We start from the raw sequence: 18,584 nt of genomic DNA on the forward strand, positions 1-18,584 counted from the left end.
TGAACCAACTTTGTGCTGTGTGTCTTGTCTATTTTCGCCAATAGCTTCGATCAAATGCGCCGGGCTTAGTCAGATTACCATCATCGTAAACGCAAGGCGCTATCGTGTATGAACTTCCATTTCCGTCAAAGCCAATCTGAACCACAATGCTGCCGTGTTTTCGATAAGTGTCTAAAACAAACGCATCAGAACCAGCAAAGTCACTATTCCGAAACCACCTAACACACTCACGTTCTGCGCGTTCCATATTTTTGGATGAATTATGTTGGATTATAACAACTAAAAACAATCCAGAAGAGAATATAATTGCTAAAGCTATTACCGGAACAGAGACACGTCTTACTAGTACATTCGAGTAATGCAGGACCAAATTCAACAACTTACTCAACAGCTCATCAATCTTATTGCTCACGAGCTTAACTGAGTAATAAGAAACACCAATACTTATAGGGAGACATATGAGGAAACTAATCATGTCATAGCCCCAGACACCCAGCAGCGCATTAAGCCCCCAAAACAAGAGAGCTTGCACGAAAAAGGTAATAATTATTCCTATGCCTAGCTTATTGCTCACGAGCTTAACTGAGTAATAAGCAACACCAATACTTATAGGGAGACATATGAGGAAACTAATCATGTCATAGCCCCAGACACCCAGCAGCGCATTAAGCCCCCAAAACAAGAGAGCTTGCACGAAAAAGGTAATAATTATTCCTAAGCCTAGGCAAATCAGAGCAAAAAATATCTTCTTCATCATTTATCGCCCTTACATTAAGCGTTGCGGCCTAAGCTAATCCTTACAGCAGATAGCCCTGAACGAGCATACTGGTGTTAACTAGCGTTATATCCGTTAGTATACAAAAACAATACTAAAGGCTATCATTGTGAGACTTCCTGTGTTAACCGTGATTCAACAACAAACGAATGCTCGGATGATGACGGACGCAACCTCTTCCACTGCACCCCCCCTTCTCCCTCGTGTTACGGAAGATGCCTCCCCCAAGGCAGAGCTTCGTTTGTTGCCCTCCCCCTGATCCACATGTGTCGCTCATTTGAAGTGAGCTAAAGCAAACCCAAACAAAGGTTCATATTATGAAGAAGATCATCTCTGCTGTGGCTGTCGTTGTTGCCCTCTCTATGAGTTCTTTGAACTATGGTACTGCTCATGCGCAAGACTTCCATAAGGGTTTAGCTGCCGCTCAAGCAGGTGATTATGCGACTGCCCTTCAGGAGTGGCGACCGTTAGCTGAACAGGGGGATGCTGCCGCTCAATTTCGCTTAGGGGTCATGTACGGCAACGGTTTGGGTGTTCCTCAAGAAGACGCAGAAGCAGTGAGTTGGTATCGTAAGGCTGCTGAACAGGGGCATGCTCGTGCTCAAACCAATTTAGGTGTCATGTACGAAAACGGTAAGGGTGTTACTCGAGACTATACGGAAGCATTGAGTTGGTATCGTACGGCTGCTGGGCAGGGGGATGCTCGTGCTCAAACCAATTTAGGTGTCATGTACAGAAACGGTAAGGGTGTTCCTCAAGACTACGCGGAAGCAGTGAGTTGGTATCGTAAAGCTGCTGAACAGGGGCATGCTAAAGCTCAATACAATTTAGGGTTCATGTACTACACAGCTCAGGGTGTTCCTCAAGACTACACAGAAGCAGTGAGTTGGTATCGTAAGGCTGCTGAACAGGGGAGTGCTGGCGCTCAAACCACTTTAGGTGTCATGTACGAAAACGGTCAGGGTGTCCTTCAAGACTACACAGAAGCAGCGATTTGGTATCGTAAGGCTGCTGAACAGGGGGGTGCTTTAGCTCAAAACAATTTAGGTGTCATGTACGACAACGGTCAGGGTGTCCCTCAAGATTATGTCTTAGCGCACATGTGGTTTAACATCAGTAGTGCAAACGGTTATGAAAAAGGTTCAGAAAACCGCGATATCATAGCCAAACGAATGACCCCTCAAGACATCTCAACAGCCCAAGCCATGGCAAGAGACTGCATGAGCAGCAATTACCAGAACTGTGGCCACTAAGAATTAAATAGCTATCCTGCGTAGGTACTCAGCGAGTTTAGGCAGACTGTAGCCTTTACCGTAGTTGGTGCCTACGCCCCCTACACTAGACCATCCACCAGCCTGATCTATGGCCTCTAAAGGCACGTCACAGTCTCTCAGGCGGTCTCTGAAGCTATGCCTAAGGCAGTGCGCAGTTTTACCGTTGTAGTACTTTCTGAGGTGCTGGCAGAGCGTAGCTGATGCCCCTGTGTTGTTCAGGTTTCCACAGGAAGCGTAGCGGGGGAAAAGGTAAGGGCTGTCGCTCTGAGCCTCTAGTAACTTCTGTAGGGCTTTTATGGCACTATCAGACACGACAGGTAGCGACCTCTTGCAACGCAACCATGCCTGAGAATGATCCGCTGTGATTGTTGAAGCTCCAGTATGCCTAGCAATTGCCCGTCATTCCAATGCCATAAGAAACTGTCTTGAGATTCTCTACAAAAGCATGTCGTGACTACTTCTCCAGATACGTGATGTGTGGGTACAACGTGTGGGTAAGACGTGTGGGTAAGACGCATTCGATGACGCCATCAAGCCATTGTTTATAATGGAAAAATTAAGAACTTAGGCTTGTGGCGGAGACGAAGGGATTCGAACCCTCGAGACCCTTCCGGGCCTACTCCCTTAGCAGGGGAGCGCCTTCGACCACTCGGCCACGTCTCCGTTGACCGCTATACAGACGACCCGATGGGGGAAACAAGGTCAAAATAACGCGCAGATCAAAAAACTATACCAAGACAAGCTCCTTGCGCAGATTGGCGGTCATGTTTGGAATTGTCTGATCTGGTCCAGTGCTGGCAAATTGCCTCCCTCGACCCAGCCTCCAAGGCTTAAGGCTACCTTAAACATTTTAGTCGAATTTGTGACGACCCCCATAAAGGAGCCGTCATTGCGCGACACCCCCACAACACCGACAGGCGGCATCGTTACCCAGCCCAGACTTGCGGGCTTGGCGACCCTGCTATCTCTTGCAACAGCCACAACGCTGGGGATTTGGCAGTTTTCCCGTGTCCTAAACAGTCAAACCCATTTGTCAGCCATTTCTGTTCCTTTTCTGACCCAATCCCAAGACATCGACCATAGGTTCACGACGATGGCATTTGGCGTTTTCCAACTCAGCCACGCCAGCACCATAGAGGAGCTAGAGATCGCAGCAGCCGCGCTGGACGCCCGTTACCTAGAGGTCCGCAAAGCTGCTGAAACCCTATTGAGGGTAGCCTCTGGCACTAACGATCCAACGACGCTTACAAACCTTCTGATCGATTTCGACGCGACAGCTCAAATCATCGTCGCGGCTAAGGCGGATCTCTTTGCGTCTACTGCGGCAATCCAGAACCTGTGATCTCAACTGGACAGAATGCATCAGCAAATCCACCGAAACTTGGCTGCGCTGTTCGTCACGGTGCCCGCTTCCCTGTCGGGGCCTGAGACATCCCAAGGATCCAGGGGTTTGGCATCAAACCTCTCTGATTTTCGCGCGGCAACCGACAGATACTTCGAGCTCGCTCGCCAGATTGGGCCACAGCCATCACCCGATCAGATTTCTCAAGTCCTGTCTGCACTCGCCCTGCCCCAGCAAGACTGGCGTCGCAAGCTCACCTCGCTCTCTGATGCGCCTCTGCGTCAGGGCATCGCCGACCAGATCACGACCAGCCTCGATATGCTTTCGCCTAAGGGCCGTCTCCTCCAAGAGGTCACGGCAACTCACACGACCCAAGTCGCGCTCTAGCGGCAACTTGAACAGCAGTTCAGTCACATTTCGGAAATCTCCGCGCTGACGGGCCGTCTTCAGCAACGGGTGCATGACGAAATGATTGGTGCGATTGCTAGTGACAGCACCTCGACAAAGCCATCCGTCTATATCACGAGCATCGCCACGATCTGCGCGGCGATTGGCATTCCGCTGCTCATTCATCTGATCACTAAGCGCAAGATCAGCCGCCGCTTGTCGTTGGTCACCGAGGCCGCGCTAAAGATCGCTCAGGGCAACACAAAGCACCCGATCCAAGTCTCTGGCAGCGACGAATTGGGCCACATCGCTGGCGCCCTAGAGGCATTAAAATCCACAGCAAACGAACTACATCGCTCTAACACGGAGCTCGAGAAATTCGCCTATGCCGCCGCACACGATCTACGGGCGCCGCTGCGCGCGATCCAAGATCTCGTTCGCTGGACAATCGATGATCCTGACACAGTTTTCAGCGCGAGCAGCCAGCGCAATCTCAAGATGCTTCTGACCCGAGCGGACCGGCTCAGTGCGTTGCTGTCCAATCTGTTGGCCTACGCGCAGGTCGGGCACGACGATGATGACATCACTTCGATCGACATCTCTGACCTTGTGGATGCGGCCCATGACTTGCTGGATCCCAACGGCCGTTTTTCGGTGCAATTCGATGGCCCAGTCCGAACGACGACCACCTACTCGACCCCCCTCCATCAAATATTGCTGAACGCGCTCTCAAACGCGATCAAACATCATGATGCCGAAACGGGCAGGATCGCGGTGTCAACGTCATGCGCCGATGGTCGACTGACGGTGACAGTTTCCGACGACGGACCTGGCATCCCACTAAATCATCAGGACCAAGCGTTTGATCTCTTCAAAACGCTGCGGCCACGCGACCAAGTCGAAGGGAGCGGTCTAGGCCTCTCAATCATTCAAAAATATGCGGCCCACTATGATGGACGTGTCACCCTTCGATCCGACCCTGAGGTCGAGCGCGGCACTCACCTGACGTTTGATCTGCTGAATTCTTCACTGGCACAGGCCACCGCTGCCTGAGACCTAAAAAGCCTTGCCCAAGACCGTTCTGCATTCAGAGCTTAGCAAGAGATGTTGCGTAGAATCAGATCAAGTAATGAAAGAGATTCATGATGATGGCTCACGCCGTGGAACTATATGTCGACACACCCCAGCTTGGTGCTCTCACGCGCCCTGTCCGAGTTCTAATCGTTGACTATTGTGACTTCGACAGACTGCGCCTTCGCAAACTCATCCAAGACTATGAACAACCGGTCGAAATCGCTGAACTAGATCGCCTTTGCGAACTTGATCGCGCGTTGGATCAGGTGACCTTTGATGTCATCCTTATCGATTATCAGCTACCCGTCGGCACCGGATTAGACGCCGTCCAAACCATTCGAACCCATCCCCTGAACGCGGATTGTCCGACGCTCATGATCGCCGGTGATGATCGGCCGGAGATTTCTGAAATGGCGCGGGTCGAGGGGTGCAGGGACTTTCTACACAAAGACGGGCTAACCGCAGATCGCCTATGTACTGCGCTGCGCAGCGCTGTATCGCAGACCCAAGACCTCAACGCGTTTTCAACAAAATCTGGCCGGCGGCTTGAACATGACATCAGCCAACTTGTTCATGAGATGCGAAACCGGCCTGTCGACAACAAACGTGCCGCGCTTAAATCTTGGAAGACCGCTCAGATCATCGCGCTCTGGGCCGAACTCGAAACAGACAAAATCACGAAAGTACGGCCCCAATTGCGGCCGTCTTGATTAGTCAAGCGATGATATTCCGGACTTAAACAGACGCAGGACCGCGGGTGCATCAACTCCGACGCAAACCTGCGTCTCGGCCCAGCCAGCGCTTGCGTCTGCATAGGTCCGGCCAACATCGACACCTTCGACCGAAACCCGCAACACGGCGCCTTGGGTTTTGAACAATTCGGGATAAACACAGGCAATCACCGCAGCAGGATCATGCAGACTGCACCCGTTAAATTTGCCGACAGTCTCGTAGAAATCCAAATAAAATGTGCTCATCTGTTGCAGCAAACCGCCCAACCGAGGGGCAGCATGCGCCATGACGGAGAAGTCGCTCGCGGTGCACAGCGTCTGATGCGTAACATCGAGCCCCACCATTTTGATCCGCGCGCCGCTGGCAAAAACATCTGCCGCTGCATGAGGATCGTGGTAGATATTGGCCTCAGCGTCTGGCGTGATATTTCCGCCAGCGTCCAGAGAGCCGCCCATAATCACGAACTCTTTGACGTTGCCCACGAAGTCTGGATCCAGACGCATCGCCGCTGCGATATTCGTCAGCGGCCCGATCGGGCAAACAACCAACTCACCCACATGCTCTGCAGCCATCCGCACCAGAAATTCTGCAGCACTTTCATCAAGCGCGCGCCCAGTCGGCTCTCCTGCCGGAATGTCACCAAAGCCCTCACGCCCATGCACATGTGCGCTTGGCTTAAAGGGTGGCATAATTTGCGGAACGTCCGCGCCGTGCGCCACTGGGCAATCCAGTCCTGCCCATTCGACCAGTCGCAAGGCGTTGCGGGTCGCGGTCTGCGCCGTCACGTTGCCGAAAACTGTCGTAAGGCCGACAAGATCAATCTTGGGCGACGCCGCCGCCCAAAATATCGCCATTGCATCGTCGATGCCCGGATCCGTATCAATGATCAGCTTTACCATTGCCCCGCCTTACGTGTTGAACAAGAAGTGCAAAACGTCGCCATCCTGGACGACATAGCCTTTGCCTTCAGCGCGCATCTTGCCAGCTTCTTTGGCAGGTTGCTCGCCACCCAGCGTGACAAATTCATCATAGGCAATCGTCTCGGCGCGAATGAACCCCTTTTCAAAATCGCCATGGATAACACCGGCGGCCTTGGGCGCTGATGTCCCCTCGCGGATGGTCCATGCGCGGGCCTCTTTGGGGCCAACCGTGAAATAGGTCTCAAGGTGCAGCAGTTCATAGCCCGCACGGATCAACCGGTCCAAACCAGGTTCGTCCAAGCCCATCTCAGAGAGGAACATCTTGGCTTCATCAGCCTCGAGCTGGCTGATCTCTTCCTCGATCTGCGCGGAAATGATCACATGAGAGTTCCCTTCAGCGGCGGCCATTTCGGCGACTGCTGTGGAGTGCGCATTGCCTGTCGCGCTCTCGTCCTCACCAACGTTGCAGACATAGAGAACCGGTTTGGTCGTCAACAACTGCAACATTTTCCACGCTTTAAGGTCTTCGTCATCAACCTCGACAACCCGCGCGGGTTTGCCATCTTCCAGCGCGGCTTGCGCCTTCTTCAACAACTCTTCTTGCTGCACCGCCTCTTTGTCGCCACCGCGCACCTTGCGCACCAGGCCCTGCATCCGCTTTTCGATGCTTTCGAGATCGGCGAGCATCAATTCGGTTTCAATCGTGGATGCGTCTTCAACCGGGTTCACGCGACCTTCAACGTGGGTCACATCACCGTCTTCAAAACACCGCAATACATGTGCAATCGCATCCACTTCGCGGATGTTGGCCAGAAACTGGTTGCCCAACCCCTCGCCTTGCGACGCGCCTTTGACCAATCCTGCAATGTCGACGAACGTCATGCGCGTCGGGATCACTTGTTTGGACGACGCAATCGCGGCCAATTTGTCCAATCGTGCATCCGGCACCGCGACCTCACCGACGTTCGGCTCGATCGTGCAAAACGGGAAATTCGCCGCCTGTGCCGCTGCGGTTTTCGTCAGTGCGTTGAACAGGGTCGACTTGCCAACATTCGGCAGACCCACAATTCCCATTTTAAAGCCCATCTCGGCCTCCTTCAAAACATTTGCCGCATCTACGGCCCCGCCCACCCAGAGGTCAAGCGGGGCATTGATTTCACTGCAAACATCAGGCACACCGCAAAAGCTATTATGAGGACAGACCATGACACGCATTGACGCCAAATTCGCAGAACTCAACGCCGCCGGTAAAAAGGCGTTCGTAGCTTACGTTATGGCGGGCGATCCCGACTATGATCGCAGTCTCGAAATCGTCAAAGGTCTGCCAGACGCGGGCGTCGACATCATCGAGCTTGGCTTGCCCTTTACCGACCCGATGGCTGACGGCTCTACCATCCAGCTTGCCGGTCAGCGCGCGCTCGAGGCGGGCATGACCCTGGAAAAGACGCTGAACATTGCGCGCGAGCTGCGCAAAACAGATGAAAAGACCCCGATCGTGTTGATGGGCTACTACAATCCGATCTATTCGCGCGGCGTCGAAACCTTCCTAAAAGAAGCCCAAGAAGCTGGCATCGACGGGTTGATCGTTGTGGATCTGCCCCCAGAAGAAGACGTCGAGCTGTGCATTCCGGCCCAAGCGGCAGGTCTTAACTTCATTCGCCTTGCAACGCCGACCACAGACAACAAACGTTTGCCCAAGGTTCTGCAAAACACGTCCGGCTTTGTTTATTATGTCTCGATCACAGGCATCACAGGTGCCGCCGCCCCCGAGGCATCCGACGTCGCCCCCGAAGTCGCACGCATCAAATCGGCAACAGACCTGCCCGTCATTGTGGGCTTTGGCGTCCGCACACCGGATATGGCTCAGGGCATCGCTGAAATTGCCGATGGTGTCGTTGTTGGATCGGCCATCGTATCCGAGATTGCCGAGGGCAAGCCTGCCGCCAACGTGCTCAGCTTTGTCAAAACACTGGCCGACGGTGCGCACCGCGCATAACAGCCTTGCCCAAATCGCAATTGCGTCTTTTTCTCGAAATTGGTAAAAGAACCTAACCAATTTCGACGAAAGAGGCCGATATGCCCGTCATCACCAGCATCGACGACCTAAAACGCATCTATAAACGGCGCGCGCCCAAGATGTTTTACGACTACGCCGAGAGCGGCAGTTGGACGGAACAGACCTTTCGCGAAAACACCTCTGACTTTGATCAGATCCGTCTGCGCCAACGCGTCGCCGTCGATATGCAAGACCGCAGCACTGCCACCCAGATGATAGGCGAGGATGTCGCGATGCCTGTCGCGCTAGCACCTGTTGGTTTGACCGGAATGCAGAGCGCTGATGGCGAAATCAAAGCCGCTCGGGCAGCCGAAAAGTTTGGCGTCCCGTTCACCCTATCGACCATGTCGATTTGCAGCCTCGAAGACATCGCCGAACACACGACCAAACCCTTTTGGTTCCAACTCTACGTCATGCGTGACGCCGATTTCGTGGCGGACATGATTGCGCGGGCCAAAGACGTCGGTTGCTCGGCACTTGTCCTGACGCTTGATCTACAAATCCTTGGTCAGCGGCACAAAGACCTGAAAAATGGCCTCTCTGCTCCGCCCAAGTTGACGCCAAAAACCATTGCAAACCTCGCTACAAAATGGCGCTGGGGTCTTGAGATGCTGCAAACCAAGCGCCGCACCTTTGGCAACATTGTCGGGCACGCCAAATCCGTCGAAAACATGTCCTCGCTCAGCTCTTGGACCGAAGAACAGTTCGACCCCCGTCTGGATTGGGACAAGGTCGCGCGGCTCAAGGAACAATGGGGCGGCAAACTGATCCTCAAGGGCATCTTGGACGCCGAAGACGCCAAAATGGCTGCAAAAATTGGGGCCGATGCGATCATCGTTTCCAACCATGGTGGTCGCCAACTCGATGGTGCGCTGTCCTCGATCCGCATGTTGCCCAGCATCATTGATGCGGTCGGCCCTGATGTCGAAGTCCATCTCGACAGCGGCATTCGTTCGGGTCAGGACGTGCTCAAGGCGATGGCGATGGGAGCAAAAGGCACCTACATCGGGCGCGCCTACATCTACGGTTTAGGGGCGATGGGCGAACATGGGGTGTCCGAAGCGTTGCGCGTCATTCACACCGAACTCGACACCACGATGGCGCTGTGCGGGCACAAGAACATAAACCAAGTTGACCGCGACATTCTGTTGGTTCCAAAAGACTTCGAAGGGCGCTGGGCTTAGACTGGCGCCCGCCGCCGCGTGACCGATACCAGCGGCAGCAGCAGCATCAACAGACCCGCGACACAGGCAAATGCCACCCGCAGGCCGAACAGCTCGGACACTCCGCCCATCACGATGGGGGCGAGGAAAAATCCCGAGAACCCGATCACCGCGGCTTTGGAAATTGCTTCGGTCCGGTATTTTGGCGCAACCAGCCGCCCGACAATGGCGAGGCCCAGTGGCCCGATCACGGACACGCCCAACCCCAACACGCCAAATCCAACGTAGGCAATGATCGGCGTGGCGGCGACCGCCACGATCAATGCGCCGACCGCGGACAGCAGAGCCGCACATACGATCACCAAATAGTCCGACAGCCGTTCTGACACCGCTTGGCCTGAAAACCGGCCAATCGCCATCATAATCCCAAGTGTCGCGGGCCCCAGCGCCCCTTCGGCAGCGCCACCATTCAACGTCCGCTCAATATGCAATGCCGACCATGCCTCGACGGTCGCTTCGGACATAAACGCGATCTGAACGATTGCACCGCACAACAGGATTGGCCCCCAAGGGAATCCTGTCACCGTCGCTTCGTCATCAGGATCAGCAGCAACCGGCGTCACCATCATGCCAGCCAGTGCAAAAGTCAAAACGCCCATGCCCGCAAATACCGCAATGGGCGGTAACCCAACTTCACGGGCGATCCCCGTCACAATCGCGGCAATGGCATAGGCTACTGAAAACATGGCATGATTTGCGTTCATCAGGGATTTTCCATGCTGCGCTTCTAGCTCGCTCACCCGCGCATTCATGATCACGTCCGTCAGGCCAGACGCCGTCCCCGCCAACACCATCGCAAAGAAAAACATCGTGGGCGTTGATGCCAAACCGGGCGCGAGAAACGCCAATGCAACCAACACTGACGACAATTGCATCGTCCGTCCGGTCAGCCATTTGTCGATCCGCGGCGCAAAAAACATCGCGGTCACCAGCCCAATCGCCGTGCCCAACAGCAGCGACCCGAACAGGGCGTCAGACGCCCCTAATCGCGCTTTGATGACAGGGACAAAGGCAGCGAACGTCCCCCAATAGAGGCCGATCACGACAAAAGCCGCAGCAGGTTTGCGCGACACGCTCAGGGCATTCAAAACACTCATTCTCTAGCGTTAGAAACGGCCTCGCCTCAAAGCAAGCCCAAAGTGTCAAAGCCCATCCACCGGCAAAGCAAAGCCCGTCACTGGGAAATCCCGCGATACCGCGAGACATCCCCTTCGAACAGAACGTGCCGCCTGCGAAATGTTCGGTCCGTAACAATCTCTGGCCTGCTGATCCGGTCCATCCGGAAATGGCGAAAGCCTTGGAGGTTCGGATCTCAGCCAACAAAATACCATAGCGGAGGCAGCACCAGCATCGCTTGGGGTTCGACCTCTCGATAGGTTTCAGCACCCTTTGCATCGACATAGGCAAATTTCAGGTACTGTTGATCTAAAAATGCCATCTCAAACGCCGGCAAAACCGAGGGTTCGACTTGCTTTACGTCTGACAAATCTTGTTTTTCCGACAGCGGTCCAATGTGCAAACATTCGAGAAACCGACGCAAGTCCCGCACTTTGTCAGAGGGCAGAGACCGTTCAATTTTCGCCAGCACTGAATCAGCCAGATCAGAAAACGAAAGGTTCTGCGCTGCCCTCATCGCCGCCACACTGATCAACAGGGCAAAGACTTCGTTAACTGACAACCGCGCCGTTGTTTGCATATATTGTGGGTCTAGTTGAACGCCCCCGTCCCGCCCGCTTTCGGAATAAATGACAAAACCGTCGTCCCGCAGCGCACTGATATCGCGCAAAACGGTTCTGCGCGACGCGCCGACCTATTGGGCCAGCGTGTCGATGGTCGATGTCCCGTTGCGCCGCAGGCTGCGTGCAATGGCGGCTTGGCGTTGGCGAATATTCATTTTGCAACGATACCACTTATGGTGACAGAATTGGTCACCATACCGTTTTAAAGTCATTTCAGACAAACACAAAACGGAGAATTTGACGATGCAACGCACCCCTGTGAACCCTTGGGACTGGTCCCTCAATTTCGGCTTTAATCAGGCCGAAGTGATCACTGACACATCGCGCCAATTGGTCTGCGCTGGACAGACGTCCATTGACGGCGCAGGCGCCAATCAACATCTGGACGATATGCGCGGCCAGATGGGGCTCGCTCTCGACAATCTCGAGGCCGTCTTGGCAGGCGCCGATATGACATTGGCTAATGTGATCTGCTTGGGGATTTACGCCACTGACGTTGACGAAGCACTCAAACATTTTGATCTTTTCGGGATGCGGTTTGGCCCAATTCAATGTGCCCCACCGATGTCATTGCTGGGTGTGACACGGCTTGCGGTCCCCGGTTTGATGTTCGAAATCGAAGCCACCGCCGCCGCATAGCGCAACAGCCCGCCGCCGCATATATTCTGTGCGGCGGCGGATCGTCTGGAACCTGCGTAACACCCCTTTTCAAACAGAGTATTCTGGTCTAAACAGCGCGCACTTGAACGGGCCGTCCAAAGGGGCGGCTCTTTATATTCCAGCCAGTCTGGCGGCGGAGCACAGCGACCGAGAACCGCGGGACACATCAAAAGGACGACAAAAATGGCCGGCGAAATTCCAGATCTCGAAGTAACAGCACGCACAGGCACCGGCAAAGGTGCCGCACGCCAAGCACGCCGCGATGGTCTTGTACCAGGCATCGTATACGGTGGCGGCGAAGAGCCTCTGGCGATCAACATCCCTTACAACGTTCTGTTTAAAAAGCTTAAAGCAGGCCGTTTCTTGTCCACTCTCTTCAACCTCAAGGTTGAAGGCCACGACGACGTCCGCGTCATCTGCCGCAAGGTACAGCGCGACGTGGTCAAGGACCTTCCGACACACCTCGACCTGATGCGCCTCAAGCGTACAACAAAAATCGCACTCTTCATTCCTGTTGAGTTCGAAGGCGAAGACGATTGCCCAGGCATCCGTAAAGGCGGCCTGTTGTCTGTTGTCCGTCCAGAGGTCGAACTCGTTGTGACTGCGGGTGACATCCCTGAGAAACTGACAGCATCAATTGCAGGTCTCGAAATTGGCGACACGATCACCATTTCGTCGATTGAACTGCCTGCTGGCGCCAAAGCAACGATCGACCGTGACTTTGTCATCGGCAACATCGCGGCACCTGCCGGTCTCGCATCGTCTAGCGACGATGAAGACGGTGAAGAAGGCGATGCACCAGAAGCAGAGGGCGGCGAAGAGTAATCTTCCCCTTTTGCAGACAAGATCAAAACGGGGCCTTCGGGTCCCGTTTTTTGTTGCATCCCCCCCGCCCCCTCGCGCTATAGGAACGCCATGAAACTCTTTGTTGGCCTTGGAAATCCCGGTGCGAAATACGCCCACAACCGTCACAACATCGGCTTTATGGCGATGGACCAGATTGCATCTGACCATGGTTTCGCACCATGGCGCGGCAAATTTCAGGGATCCGTATCCGAAGGCACGCTGGATGGGGAAAAGGTGATCCTGCTCAAACCCGAGACGTTTATGAACCTATCGGGTCAATCCGTGGGCGAGGCTATGCGGTTTTATAAACTGACCTGCGACGACGTCACGGTGTTCCACGACGAACTCGACCTTGCGCCCGGTAAACTGCGCGTCAAAACCGCTGGCGGTCATGCAGGCCACAACGGTCTCCGCTCGATCCACCAACACATCACGCCTGAATACCACCGCGTCCGCATGGGCATTGGCCACCCCGGTCACAAAGACGCGGTTGCCGGATACGTCCTGCGGGACTTTGCCAAAGCCGAAGCTGGCTGGCTCGATGATGTCCTACGCGGCGTCGGTGATGGCGCACCAGAACTGGCCCGTGGTGACAGCGGCAAATTCATGAATGCCGTGGCCCTACGAGTGGCGCCGCCCCGCTCATCTACCTCGCGCCCCAAATCGAAACCTGCGCCTGAGCCAACACCCGAGCCCGAAGACACCCGTTCCGCCATGCAAAAGCTGATGGACAAGTTCAAGTAACCCTAGCCGTTGCCAAACGCCTGCCCCCATGGTCAGATCAGATCAAAGGGGACGAACACCATGCGCAAAATTCTCAAATGGGGCCCACGGGTTCTGATCCTGTTGCTTGTGGTCGCTGCGGTCATTGGTCTGTGGAAACGCGAGCAAATCACCCGCCTTCTTGCCGTCAATAGTCTCTTCAAGGCCGAGAAAATCGGCAATAATTTCAGCAACATGAACACGATGTTTCTGTCGACGGACCTCGTTACCGGTCCCGCATCCCCTCTGCCCGTAGGCGCACAGATGACATTGCCACCTGAAACCGCACAGTGGATCGACGACCGCAATGTCACCTCTATCGTCGTGCTCCATTACGGCACACTTGTGCATCAAAGCTACCACCTCGACACCGCCGAGGGCGACCTGCGCATCTCATGGTCGGTCGCCAAATCCTTTCTCTCGACGCTCATCGGCATCCTCTTGGACGAGGGTGCGATCGACAGCATTGACGACCCCGTCACCAAATACGCCCCCGCCCTCGCAGACAGCGCCTACCGTGATGCGACACTGCGGAATGTGCTGAACATGTCGTCCGGCGTGACCTTTGACGAGGATTATCTCGACCCTAAAAGCGACATCAATAAAATGGGCCGCATCCTCGCACTTGGCGGCTCAATGGATGGGTTCGCATCCGGCCTGACCGACAGCTTCGCCGCGCCTGGCGAAACGTGGCAATACGTCAGCATCGACACTCATGTCATCGGCATGGTCGCGCGCGGTGCCACAGGCCGCAACGTGCCAGATCTCTTGTCCGAGAAAATCATCACGCCGCTCGGCCTCGAGGCGGCCCCCTATTACGTAACTGACGGCAATGGCGTGGCCTTTGTCCTCGGCGGTCTGAACCTGACCACCCGTGACTACGCCCGCTTTGGTCAGATGATCGCCCAAGGCGGCATGTGGCAGGGCCAGCAGATCGTGCCTGCCGATTGGATCACCGCATCAATTGCCCCTTCGGCGCCCACCGCACAGGGCGCCACGCGCTACGGCTATCAATGGTGGATTCCACCCACATTTTCATCTGGCGAAGTCATCGCACGTGGTGTTTACGGTCAATACATCTACATCAATACAGACGCCAATATCGTCATCGCCACCACCGCCGCCGACCGCCAATTCCGCGCGTCCGGCGTTGCAGCCCAAAACGAGGCGATGTTCCAATCCATCGCCGCTAGCCTAGAGTGACCCCATGAAACCAGACGTCTCTTTGAATGTTTTTGGCGATCCACTGATCACCTGTTCTGTCACGCCAATGACTGGCTATTTCCGCAATGGGCTGTGCGACACCTGCAACGCAGACGAAGGCAGCCATACGGTCTGCGCCGTCATGACCGCGGAATTTCTGGCTTTTTCAAAATACGTTGGCAACGATCTCAGTACACCCCGCCCAGAGTTCGGGTTTGATGGTCTAAATCCCGGTGATGGTTGGTGCCTCTGCGCGTCACGCTTCTTGCAAGCGGCCGAAGAAGGCTGCGCGCCCCGCGTCCGCCTGTCCGCCACCCACCAACGGGCTTTGGAAATCGTCCCCCTAGACGTCTTACAGCGGCACGCCTTAGACGCACCGCTGCCAGAGTAGCAAGCCGCAGGAAGATCGGCTCGCTACTGGGAAACCAATCTTACGGCTGGGCCGAGTTCACACCGTTGGCCGCATAAATCGCTTTGTCGATCTTACCCATCGCACCCCACCCGAGCAGTGTCGACAAAATCGGCAGCGCAATCGGTGCGACTTGGTCAATAAACGGTTTGAGCGGACCCAACGCCGGAATTTGCGGCGTCAAAACGGTCAACAAAACACCCACAAGCCCCAGCACGGTTTTCTTTCCGTCCATGAGCTTGCCAACACCCTGCCCCAAGGCAGAGTTCACAGGCGTCAGAACCTTTTCACCGCCAGCGGTTGGCACAATTGCCGGGGTATTGATGCCAAATCTGGCCGCAATCGCCGCCAACGCAGCCTGACGTGCAACAGCCTTTAGATTGTCACGGTCCAACCCAGTTGTCGGATCACCGTCCAACACCGGAGCAAGTAAGTCGCTCAAGCCGGTTGCACCCTGACCGCCCAATACCGAGCCCAACAAATCGCCTGCACCAGACAGGATATGGTCTTTTTCTTGAATTTTCATGACAACTTTCGGGCTCGCACCCGCTCCTCTTGGTAATGTGTCGACAAAGCTGCGCAAGGACGCCATGCGGTTCATCCAGCCTTTGCCAAAAACGTCGAAATCAGAATGCCGGCGCAGATACGCCTCTTGTTGGCTCATATATGCGTCGGACAGCGCCACAGGGCTGACATACCGGACACCGGCCAACGTCTTGCGACCAATGATGCCGTCCACGACCAGCTTGGCGCCGTCAGCGCGCTGGCCCAGATCATTCAACGCGGTTTGCAGGAACTTGCCTGACCCACGCACACCGTGCAGGACCGATCCATTGTAAACCACGGCTGCGGTCCGCTCGGGCATCTCACCACAACGCGCCACACCATAGTATTTCTTGCGGTAGATCGCGTTGGCTTCGGCACGGGTCAGCGCCTCCACCTCTTCTTTGGTGACCTCGCGACCACGTTCTGCTGACAATGTTGCCTGCGTGATGTCCATGTTTGTCAGGCCGCCATCGTCACGGTGGTGGTCGACATAGCCGCCCTCCCATTACGCAACAAACGCATTCAGCTTTTCAAACGTCGCATCTGCCTCGGCGCTCGAGACACCCGGGATCGTGGGCGTCTCGGCTGCGGCAACAGACACAGCGTCGGGCCGGTCGTCTTCGTCGACTGGCGGACGCTAAATGACATTCGTCAGCACCGGAGGCGGTGCGATGTCCCCGCTCCAACCTGCGATCATATTGGCCAAATGCTGCGCCCATGTCTGGTCGCCCCCTGCCAGATGTTCGCCTTTGTACATGTCGCTGGTGGTGATCCCGACCAACTGAATATGCGGCTGTTCGATCAACTTGCCCGTCTTACGACTATAAAGCGGCGTCATGCCGTTCTCTTTGGCCAGCTTGTGCATCCGGCGCCAACCCTTGGCATTGGCGCCCTTGTCATCCCAGCTCCACTGCCCCTTGGGCTTGAGCACGAAATCCACAGCCAACCCGTACTGGTGCATGGATTTCCATGAATTGACCCACGTCACCTTGCTCTCGGTGCTGCCAAAGCGCCCCTTTTTATAGAGGTACCTCTGCCGCTCGGGCGTTCGAAACGCCTCAAACACTTCGAAGGGGTACCCTTCGGCGTTCAACTGATCTCTGATCTTTTTCACCGCCTTGCAAATGGCGGTATGCAGTTTGCGATAATCGCCCTGCCGTGCACTGGAATTGCTCATGGCTGTCCCCTGACATCTCTCACATGCCAGCGACCCTAGCGCGGGGTCCACGTCCCACCGTTACGCGTCCGTCACCGTGTCATCACCAGTCAAAGCCACGAAAAAGGGCCAGTGCGTCGCTGCAACCGGCCCCGTATTCACAATGTGCGCAGGCTTATGCGCCGTTGTTCATCTCGATACCCAGCGCCTTGGCGACGGTAAAGATGTCTTTGTCGCCACGACCACACATGTTCATGACGATGATATGATCCTTGGGCAGCGTCGGCGCGATCTTCATCACATGGGCCAATGCGTGCGACGGCTCTAGCGCGGGAATGATCCCTTCCAACTCGCAAGACAGCTGGAACGCCTCAAGCGCCTCAACGTCCGTGATGCTGACATATTGTGCACGACCAATTTCATGTAGCCAAGCGTGCTCTGGTCCAATGCCCGGATAATCCAGTCCTGCCGAAATACTAAAGCCCTCCAGGATCTGCCCGTCATCGTCTTGCAACAGATAGGTGCGGTTGCCATGCAAAACGCCGGGGCGACCGCCCGTCAGAGATGCGCAATGCTCCATCTTGGCATTCACGCCCTTGCCGCCAGCCTCAACACCAATGATGCCAACATCTTTGTCATCCAAGAACGGGAAAAACAGACCCATCGCATTTGATCCTCCACCAATCGCAGCGATGATCGTGTCCGGAAAACGGCCCTCGGCGGCCATCATTTGCTCTTTGGTCTCTTTGCCAATGATCGCTTGGAAATCACGAACCATTGCAGGGTACGGGTGTGGTCCCGCAACCGTGCCAATACAGTAGAACGTATCACGCACGTTGGTCACCCAATCGCGCAACGCATCGTTCATCGCGTCCTTCAGCGTACCACGACCAGAGGTCACCGGCACAACCTCGGCGCCCAACAGACGCATGCGGAACACGTTCGGTGCCTGACGCTCAACATCATGCGCACCCATATAGACCACACATTTCAGACCAAACTTGGCACAGACAGTTGCTGTCGCCACACCGTGCTGACCCGCACCGGTTTCCGCGATGATCCGCGTCTTTCCCATGCGGCGCGCCAGAATAATCTGACCCAACACATTGTTGATCTTGTGCGCACCAGTGTGGTTCAGTTCGTCGCGCTTGAGGTAAATTTTGGCGCCGCCCAAATGTTCGGTCAAACGCGAGGCATGATACAACGGGCTCGGACGACCAACGTAGTTCGTCCATAAATCATTCATCTCGTCCCAAAACGTGTCATCCGTCTTGGCGTGCTCGTACTGCTCTTCCAATTCGAGGATCAGCGGCATCAGCGTCTCGGACACAAACCGTCCGCCAAAATCGCCAAAGCGCCCGTTCTCGTCTGGGCCAGTCATAAAGCTGTTGAATAGATCGTTCATCGTGCGTCTCCCCGAAGGTGTCCCGTGTGGTCAGACATGCCTACATCGCAGCGTGCACAGGGACAAGCCGCGACA

Annotated in this window: 18 protein-coding genes, 1 tRNA gene and 2 pseudogenes; 12 read left to right on the forward strand and 9 right to left on the reverse strand. The window is 55.2% G+C overall.

The genetic code is table 11. The annotated features are described in order from the left end of the window. Positions 1–28 precede the first annotated feature (28 nt). Positions 29–757 carry a hypothetical protein gene (locus TR2A62_RS07390; RefSeq protein WP_040820402.1) on the reverse strand — a complete coding sequence of 243 codons (729 nt, stop codon included), beginning with the start codon at positions 755–757 and terminating at the stop codon, positions 29–31. 335 nt (positions 758–1,092) lie between these two features. On the opposite strand from TR2A62_RS07390, the gene TR2A62_RS07395 reads away from it, so the two are divergent. Then, positions 1,093–2,028, forward strand: a complete 936-nt coding sequence (locus tag TR2A62_RS07395) for an SEL1-like repeat protein (protein WP_009160800.1) — start codon at positions 1,093–1,095, stop codon at positions 2,026–2,028. Positions 2,029–2,622: 594 nt separating this feature from the next. Here TR2A62_RS07395 and TR2A62_RS07400 read toward each other — a convergent pair. Further along, a tRNA-Ser gene (locus TR2A62_RS07400) sits at positions 2,623–2,712 on the reverse strand. Between the two features lie 226 nt (positions 2,713–2,938). Between TR2A62_RS07400 and TR2A62_RS18060 the strand changes: the two genes are divergently transcribed. The 4 genes from TR2A62_RS18060 to TR2A62_RS07420 all read left to right on the forward strand — a co-directional run bounded on the left by TR2A62_RS18060 (position 2,939) and on the right by TR2A62_RS07420 (position 5,562). Then, the gene (locus tag TR2A62_RS18060; protein WP_009158635.1) at positions 2,939–3,391 is read left to right on the forward strand and encodes a hypothetical protein; all 453 of its coding nucleotides are present in this window, start codon (positions 2,939–2,941) and stop codon (positions 3,389–3,391) included. A gap of 108 nt (positions 3,392–3,499) precedes the next feature. After that, the gene (locus TR2A62_RS07410) at positions 3,500–3,778 is read left to right on the forward strand and encodes a hypothetical protein (protein WP_009159190.1); all 279 of its coding nucleotides are present in this window, start codon (positions 3,500–3,502) and stop codon (positions 3,776–3,778) included. An 81-nt stretch (positions 3,779–3,859) separates the two neighbouring features. Then, positions 3,860–4,831: a HAMP domain-containing sensor histidine kinase gene (locus TR2A62_RS17570; RefSeq protein ID WP_009159628.1), complete on the forward strand. Its 972-nt coding sequence runs from the start codon at positions 3,860–3,862 to the stop codon at positions 4,829–4,831. 89 nt (positions 4,832–4,920) lie between these two features. Continuing rightward, the gene (locus tag TR2A62_RS07420; RefSeq protein WP_009157594.1) at positions 4,921–5,562 is read left to right on the forward strand and encodes a response regulator; all 642 of its coding nucleotides are present in this window, start codon (positions 4,921–4,923) and stop codon (positions 5,560–5,562) included. On the opposite strand, the gene TR2A62_RS07425 is transcribed toward TR2A62_RS07420, so the two are convergent. Then, positions 5,563–6,483, reverse strand: a complete 921-nt coding sequence (locus TR2A62_RS07425) for a nucleoside hydrolase (RefSeq protein WP_009158179.1) — start codon at positions 6,481–6,483, stop codon at positions 5,563–5,565. It abuts the gene before it with no gap. A 9-nt stretch (positions 6,484–6,492) separates the two neighbouring features. Next, positions 6,493–7,590, reverse strand: coding sequence for a redox-regulated ATPase YchF (gene ychF, locus TR2A62_RS07430; RefSeq protein WP_009159104.1), 1,098 nt, complete (start codon positions 7,588–7,590; stop codon positions 6,493–6,495). A 118-nt stretch (positions 7,591–7,708) separates the two neighbouring features. On the opposite strand from ychF, the gene trpA reads away from it, so the two are divergent. Both trpA and TR2A62_RS07440 read left to right on the forward strand, forming a co-directional pair. Then, the gene (gene trpA, locus TR2A62_RS07435) at positions 7,709–8,500 is read left to right on the forward strand and encodes a tryptophan synthase subunit alpha (RefSeq protein WP_009158054.1); all 792 of its coding nucleotides are present in this window, start codon (positions 7,709–7,711) and stop codon (positions 8,498–8,500) included. Between the two features lie 80 nt (positions 8,501–8,580). Then, positions 8,581–9,744, forward strand: a complete 1,164-nt coding sequence (locus TR2A62_RS07440) for an alpha-hydroxy acid oxidase (RefSeq protein WP_009160469.1) — start codon at positions 8,581–8,583, stop codon at positions 9,742–9,744. Here the strand turns inward: TR2A62_RS07440 and TR2A62_RS07445 are convergent. Together TR2A62_RS07445 and TR2A62_RS07450 are read right to left on the reverse strand one after the other, a co-directional pair. Then, positions 9,741–10,880 (reverse strand): MFS transporter, encoded by a 1,140-nt coding sequence (locus TR2A62_RS07445; RefSeq protein WP_009160706.1) that lies wholly within the window; start codon positions 10,878–10,880, stop codon positions 9,741–9,743. The genes TR2A62_RS07440 and TR2A62_RS07445 overlap by 4 nt on opposite strands. A gap of 215 nt (positions 10,881–11,095) precedes the next feature. After that, positions 11,096–11,572 (reverse strand): annotated as a pseudogene (locus TR2A62_RS07450) (helix-turn-helix transcriptional regulator); the annotation flags it as partial. 193 nt (positions 11,573–11,765) lie between these two features. On the opposite strand from TR2A62_RS07450, the gene TR2A62_RS07455 reads away from it, so the two are divergent. The 5 genes from TR2A62_RS07455 (at position 11,766) to TR2A62_RS07475 (ending at position 15,384) form a co-directional block, all read left to right on the forward strand. Then, positions 11,766–12,161: a RidA family protein gene (locus TR2A62_RS07455; RefSeq protein WP_009157631.1), complete on the forward strand. Its 396-nt coding sequence runs from the start codon at positions 11,766–11,768 to the stop codon at positions 12,159–12,161. 204 nt (positions 12,162–12,365) lie between these two features. After that, positions 12,366–13,007 carry a 50S ribosomal protein L25/general stress protein Ctc gene (locus tag TR2A62_RS07460; RefSeq protein ID WP_009160540.1) on the forward strand — a complete coding sequence of 214 codons (642 nt, stop codon included), beginning with the start codon at positions 12,366–12,368 and terminating at the stop codon, positions 13,005–13,007. 90 nt (positions 13,008–13,097) lie between these two features. Beyond that, a complete protein-coding gene (pth, locus tag TR2A62_RS07465) occupies positions 13,098–13,772 on the forward strand; it encodes an aminoacyl-tRNA hydrolase (RefSeq protein WP_009159702.1) in 675 nt (224 codons plus the stop codon). Between the two features lie 60 nt (positions 13,773–13,832). Then, positions 13,833–14,993: a serine hydrolase gene (locus TR2A62_RS07470; RefSeq protein WP_009157676.1), complete on the forward strand. Its 1,161-nt coding sequence runs from the start codon at positions 13,833–13,835 to the stop codon at positions 14,991–14,993. A 4-nt stretch (positions 14,994–14,997) separates the two neighbouring features. Further along, positions 14,998–15,384, forward strand: a complete 387-nt coding sequence (locus TR2A62_RS07475) for a DUF2237 family protein (RefSeq protein ID WP_009159268.1) — start codon at positions 14,998–15,000, stop codon at positions 15,382–15,384. Between the two features lie 40 nt (positions 15,385–15,424). Here the strand turns inward: TR2A62_RS07475 and TR2A62_RS17575 are convergent. From TR2A62_RS17575 to trpB, 3 genes and pseudogenes are all read right to left on the reverse strand, one after another. Then, positions 15,425–16,441, reverse strand: a pseudogene (locus tag TR2A62_RS17575) (glycoside hydrolase family 108 protein); the annotation flags it as partial. A gap of 144 nt (positions 16,442–16,585) precedes the next feature. Then, positions 16,586–17,125 (reverse strand): M15 family metallopeptidase, encoded by a 540-nt coding sequence (locus TR2A62_RS17580; RefSeq protein ID WP_009157638.1) that lies wholly within the window; start codon positions 17,123–17,125, stop codon positions 16,586–16,588. Between the two features lie 154 nt (positions 17,126–17,279). Then, positions 17,280–18,509, reverse strand: a complete 1,230-nt coding sequence (gene trpB, locus TR2A62_RS07490) for a tryptophan synthase subunit beta (RefSeq protein ID WP_009158557.1) — start codon at positions 18,507–18,509, stop codon at positions 17,280–17,282. Positions 18,510–18,584 lie beyond the last annotated feature (75 nt).

The organism is Thalassobium sp. R2A62, assembly GCF_000161835.1.
In the GTDB taxonomy this organism is placed as follows: domain Bacteria; phylum Pseudomonadota; class Alphaproteobacteria; order Rhodobacterales; family Rhodobacteraceae; genus Thalassobium.

Coding starts and splice junctions, on each gene's coding strand:
- TR2A62_RS07390 (WP_040820402.1), bottom strand. CDS start 757: ATGATGAAGAAGATATTTTTTGCTCTGATTTGCCTAGGCTTAGGAATA.
- TR2A62_RS07395 (WP_009160800.1), top strand. CDS start 1,093: ATGAAGAAGATCATCTCTGCTGTGGCTGTCGTTGTTGCCCTCTCTATG.
- TR2A62_RS17570 (WP_009159628.1), top strand. CDS start 3,860: ATGATTGGTGCGATTGCTAGTGACAGCACCTCGACAAAGCCATCCGTC.
- TR2A62_RS07420 (WP_009157594.1), top strand. CDS start 4,921: ATGATGATGGCTCACGCCGTGGAACTATATGTCGACACACCCCAGCTT.
- TR2A62_RS07425 (WP_009158179.1), bottom strand. CDS start 6,483: ATGGTAAAGCTGATCATTGATACGGATCCGGGCATCGACGATGCAATG.
- ychF (WP_009159104.1), bottom strand. CDS start 7,590: ATGGGCTTTAAAATGGGAATTGTGGGTCTGCCGAATGTTGGCAAGTCG.
- trpA (WP_009158054.1), top strand. CDS start 7,709: ATGACACGCATTGACGCCAAATTCGCAGAACTCAACGCCGCCGGTAAA.
- TR2A62_RS07440 (WP_009160469.1), top strand. CDS start 8,581: ATGCCCGTCATCACCAGCATCGACGACCTAAAACGCATCTATAAACGG.
- TR2A62_RS07445 (WP_009160706.1), bottom strand. CDS start 10,880: ATGAGTGTTTTGAATGCCCTGAGCGTGTCGCGCAAACCTGCTGCGGCT.
- TR2A62_RS07455 (WP_009157631.1), top strand. CDS start 11,766: ATGCAACGCACCCCTGTGAACCCTTGGGACTGGTCCCTCAATTTCGGC.
- TR2A62_RS07460 (WP_009160540.1), top strand. CDS start 12,366: ATGGCCGGCGAAATTCCAGATCTCGAAGTAACAGCACGCACAGGCACC.
- pth (WP_009159702.1), top strand. CDS start 13,098: ATGAAACTCTTTGTTGGCCTTGGAAATCCCGGTGCGAAATACGCCCAC.
- TR2A62_RS07470 (WP_009157676.1), top strand. CDS start 13,833: ATGCGCAAAATTCTCAAATGGGGCCCACGGGTTCTGATCCTGTTGCTT.
- TR2A62_RS07475 (WP_009159268.1), top strand. CDS start 14,998: ATGAAACCAGACGTCTCTTTGAATGTTTTTGGCGATCCACTGATCACC.
- TR2A62_RS17580 (WP_009157638.1), bottom strand. CDS start 17,125: ATGAGCAATTCCAGTGCACGGCAGGGCGATTATCGCAAACTGCATACC.
- trpB (WP_009158557.1), bottom strand. CDS start 18,509: ATGAACGATCTATTCAACAGCTTTATGACTGGCCCAGACGAGAACGGG.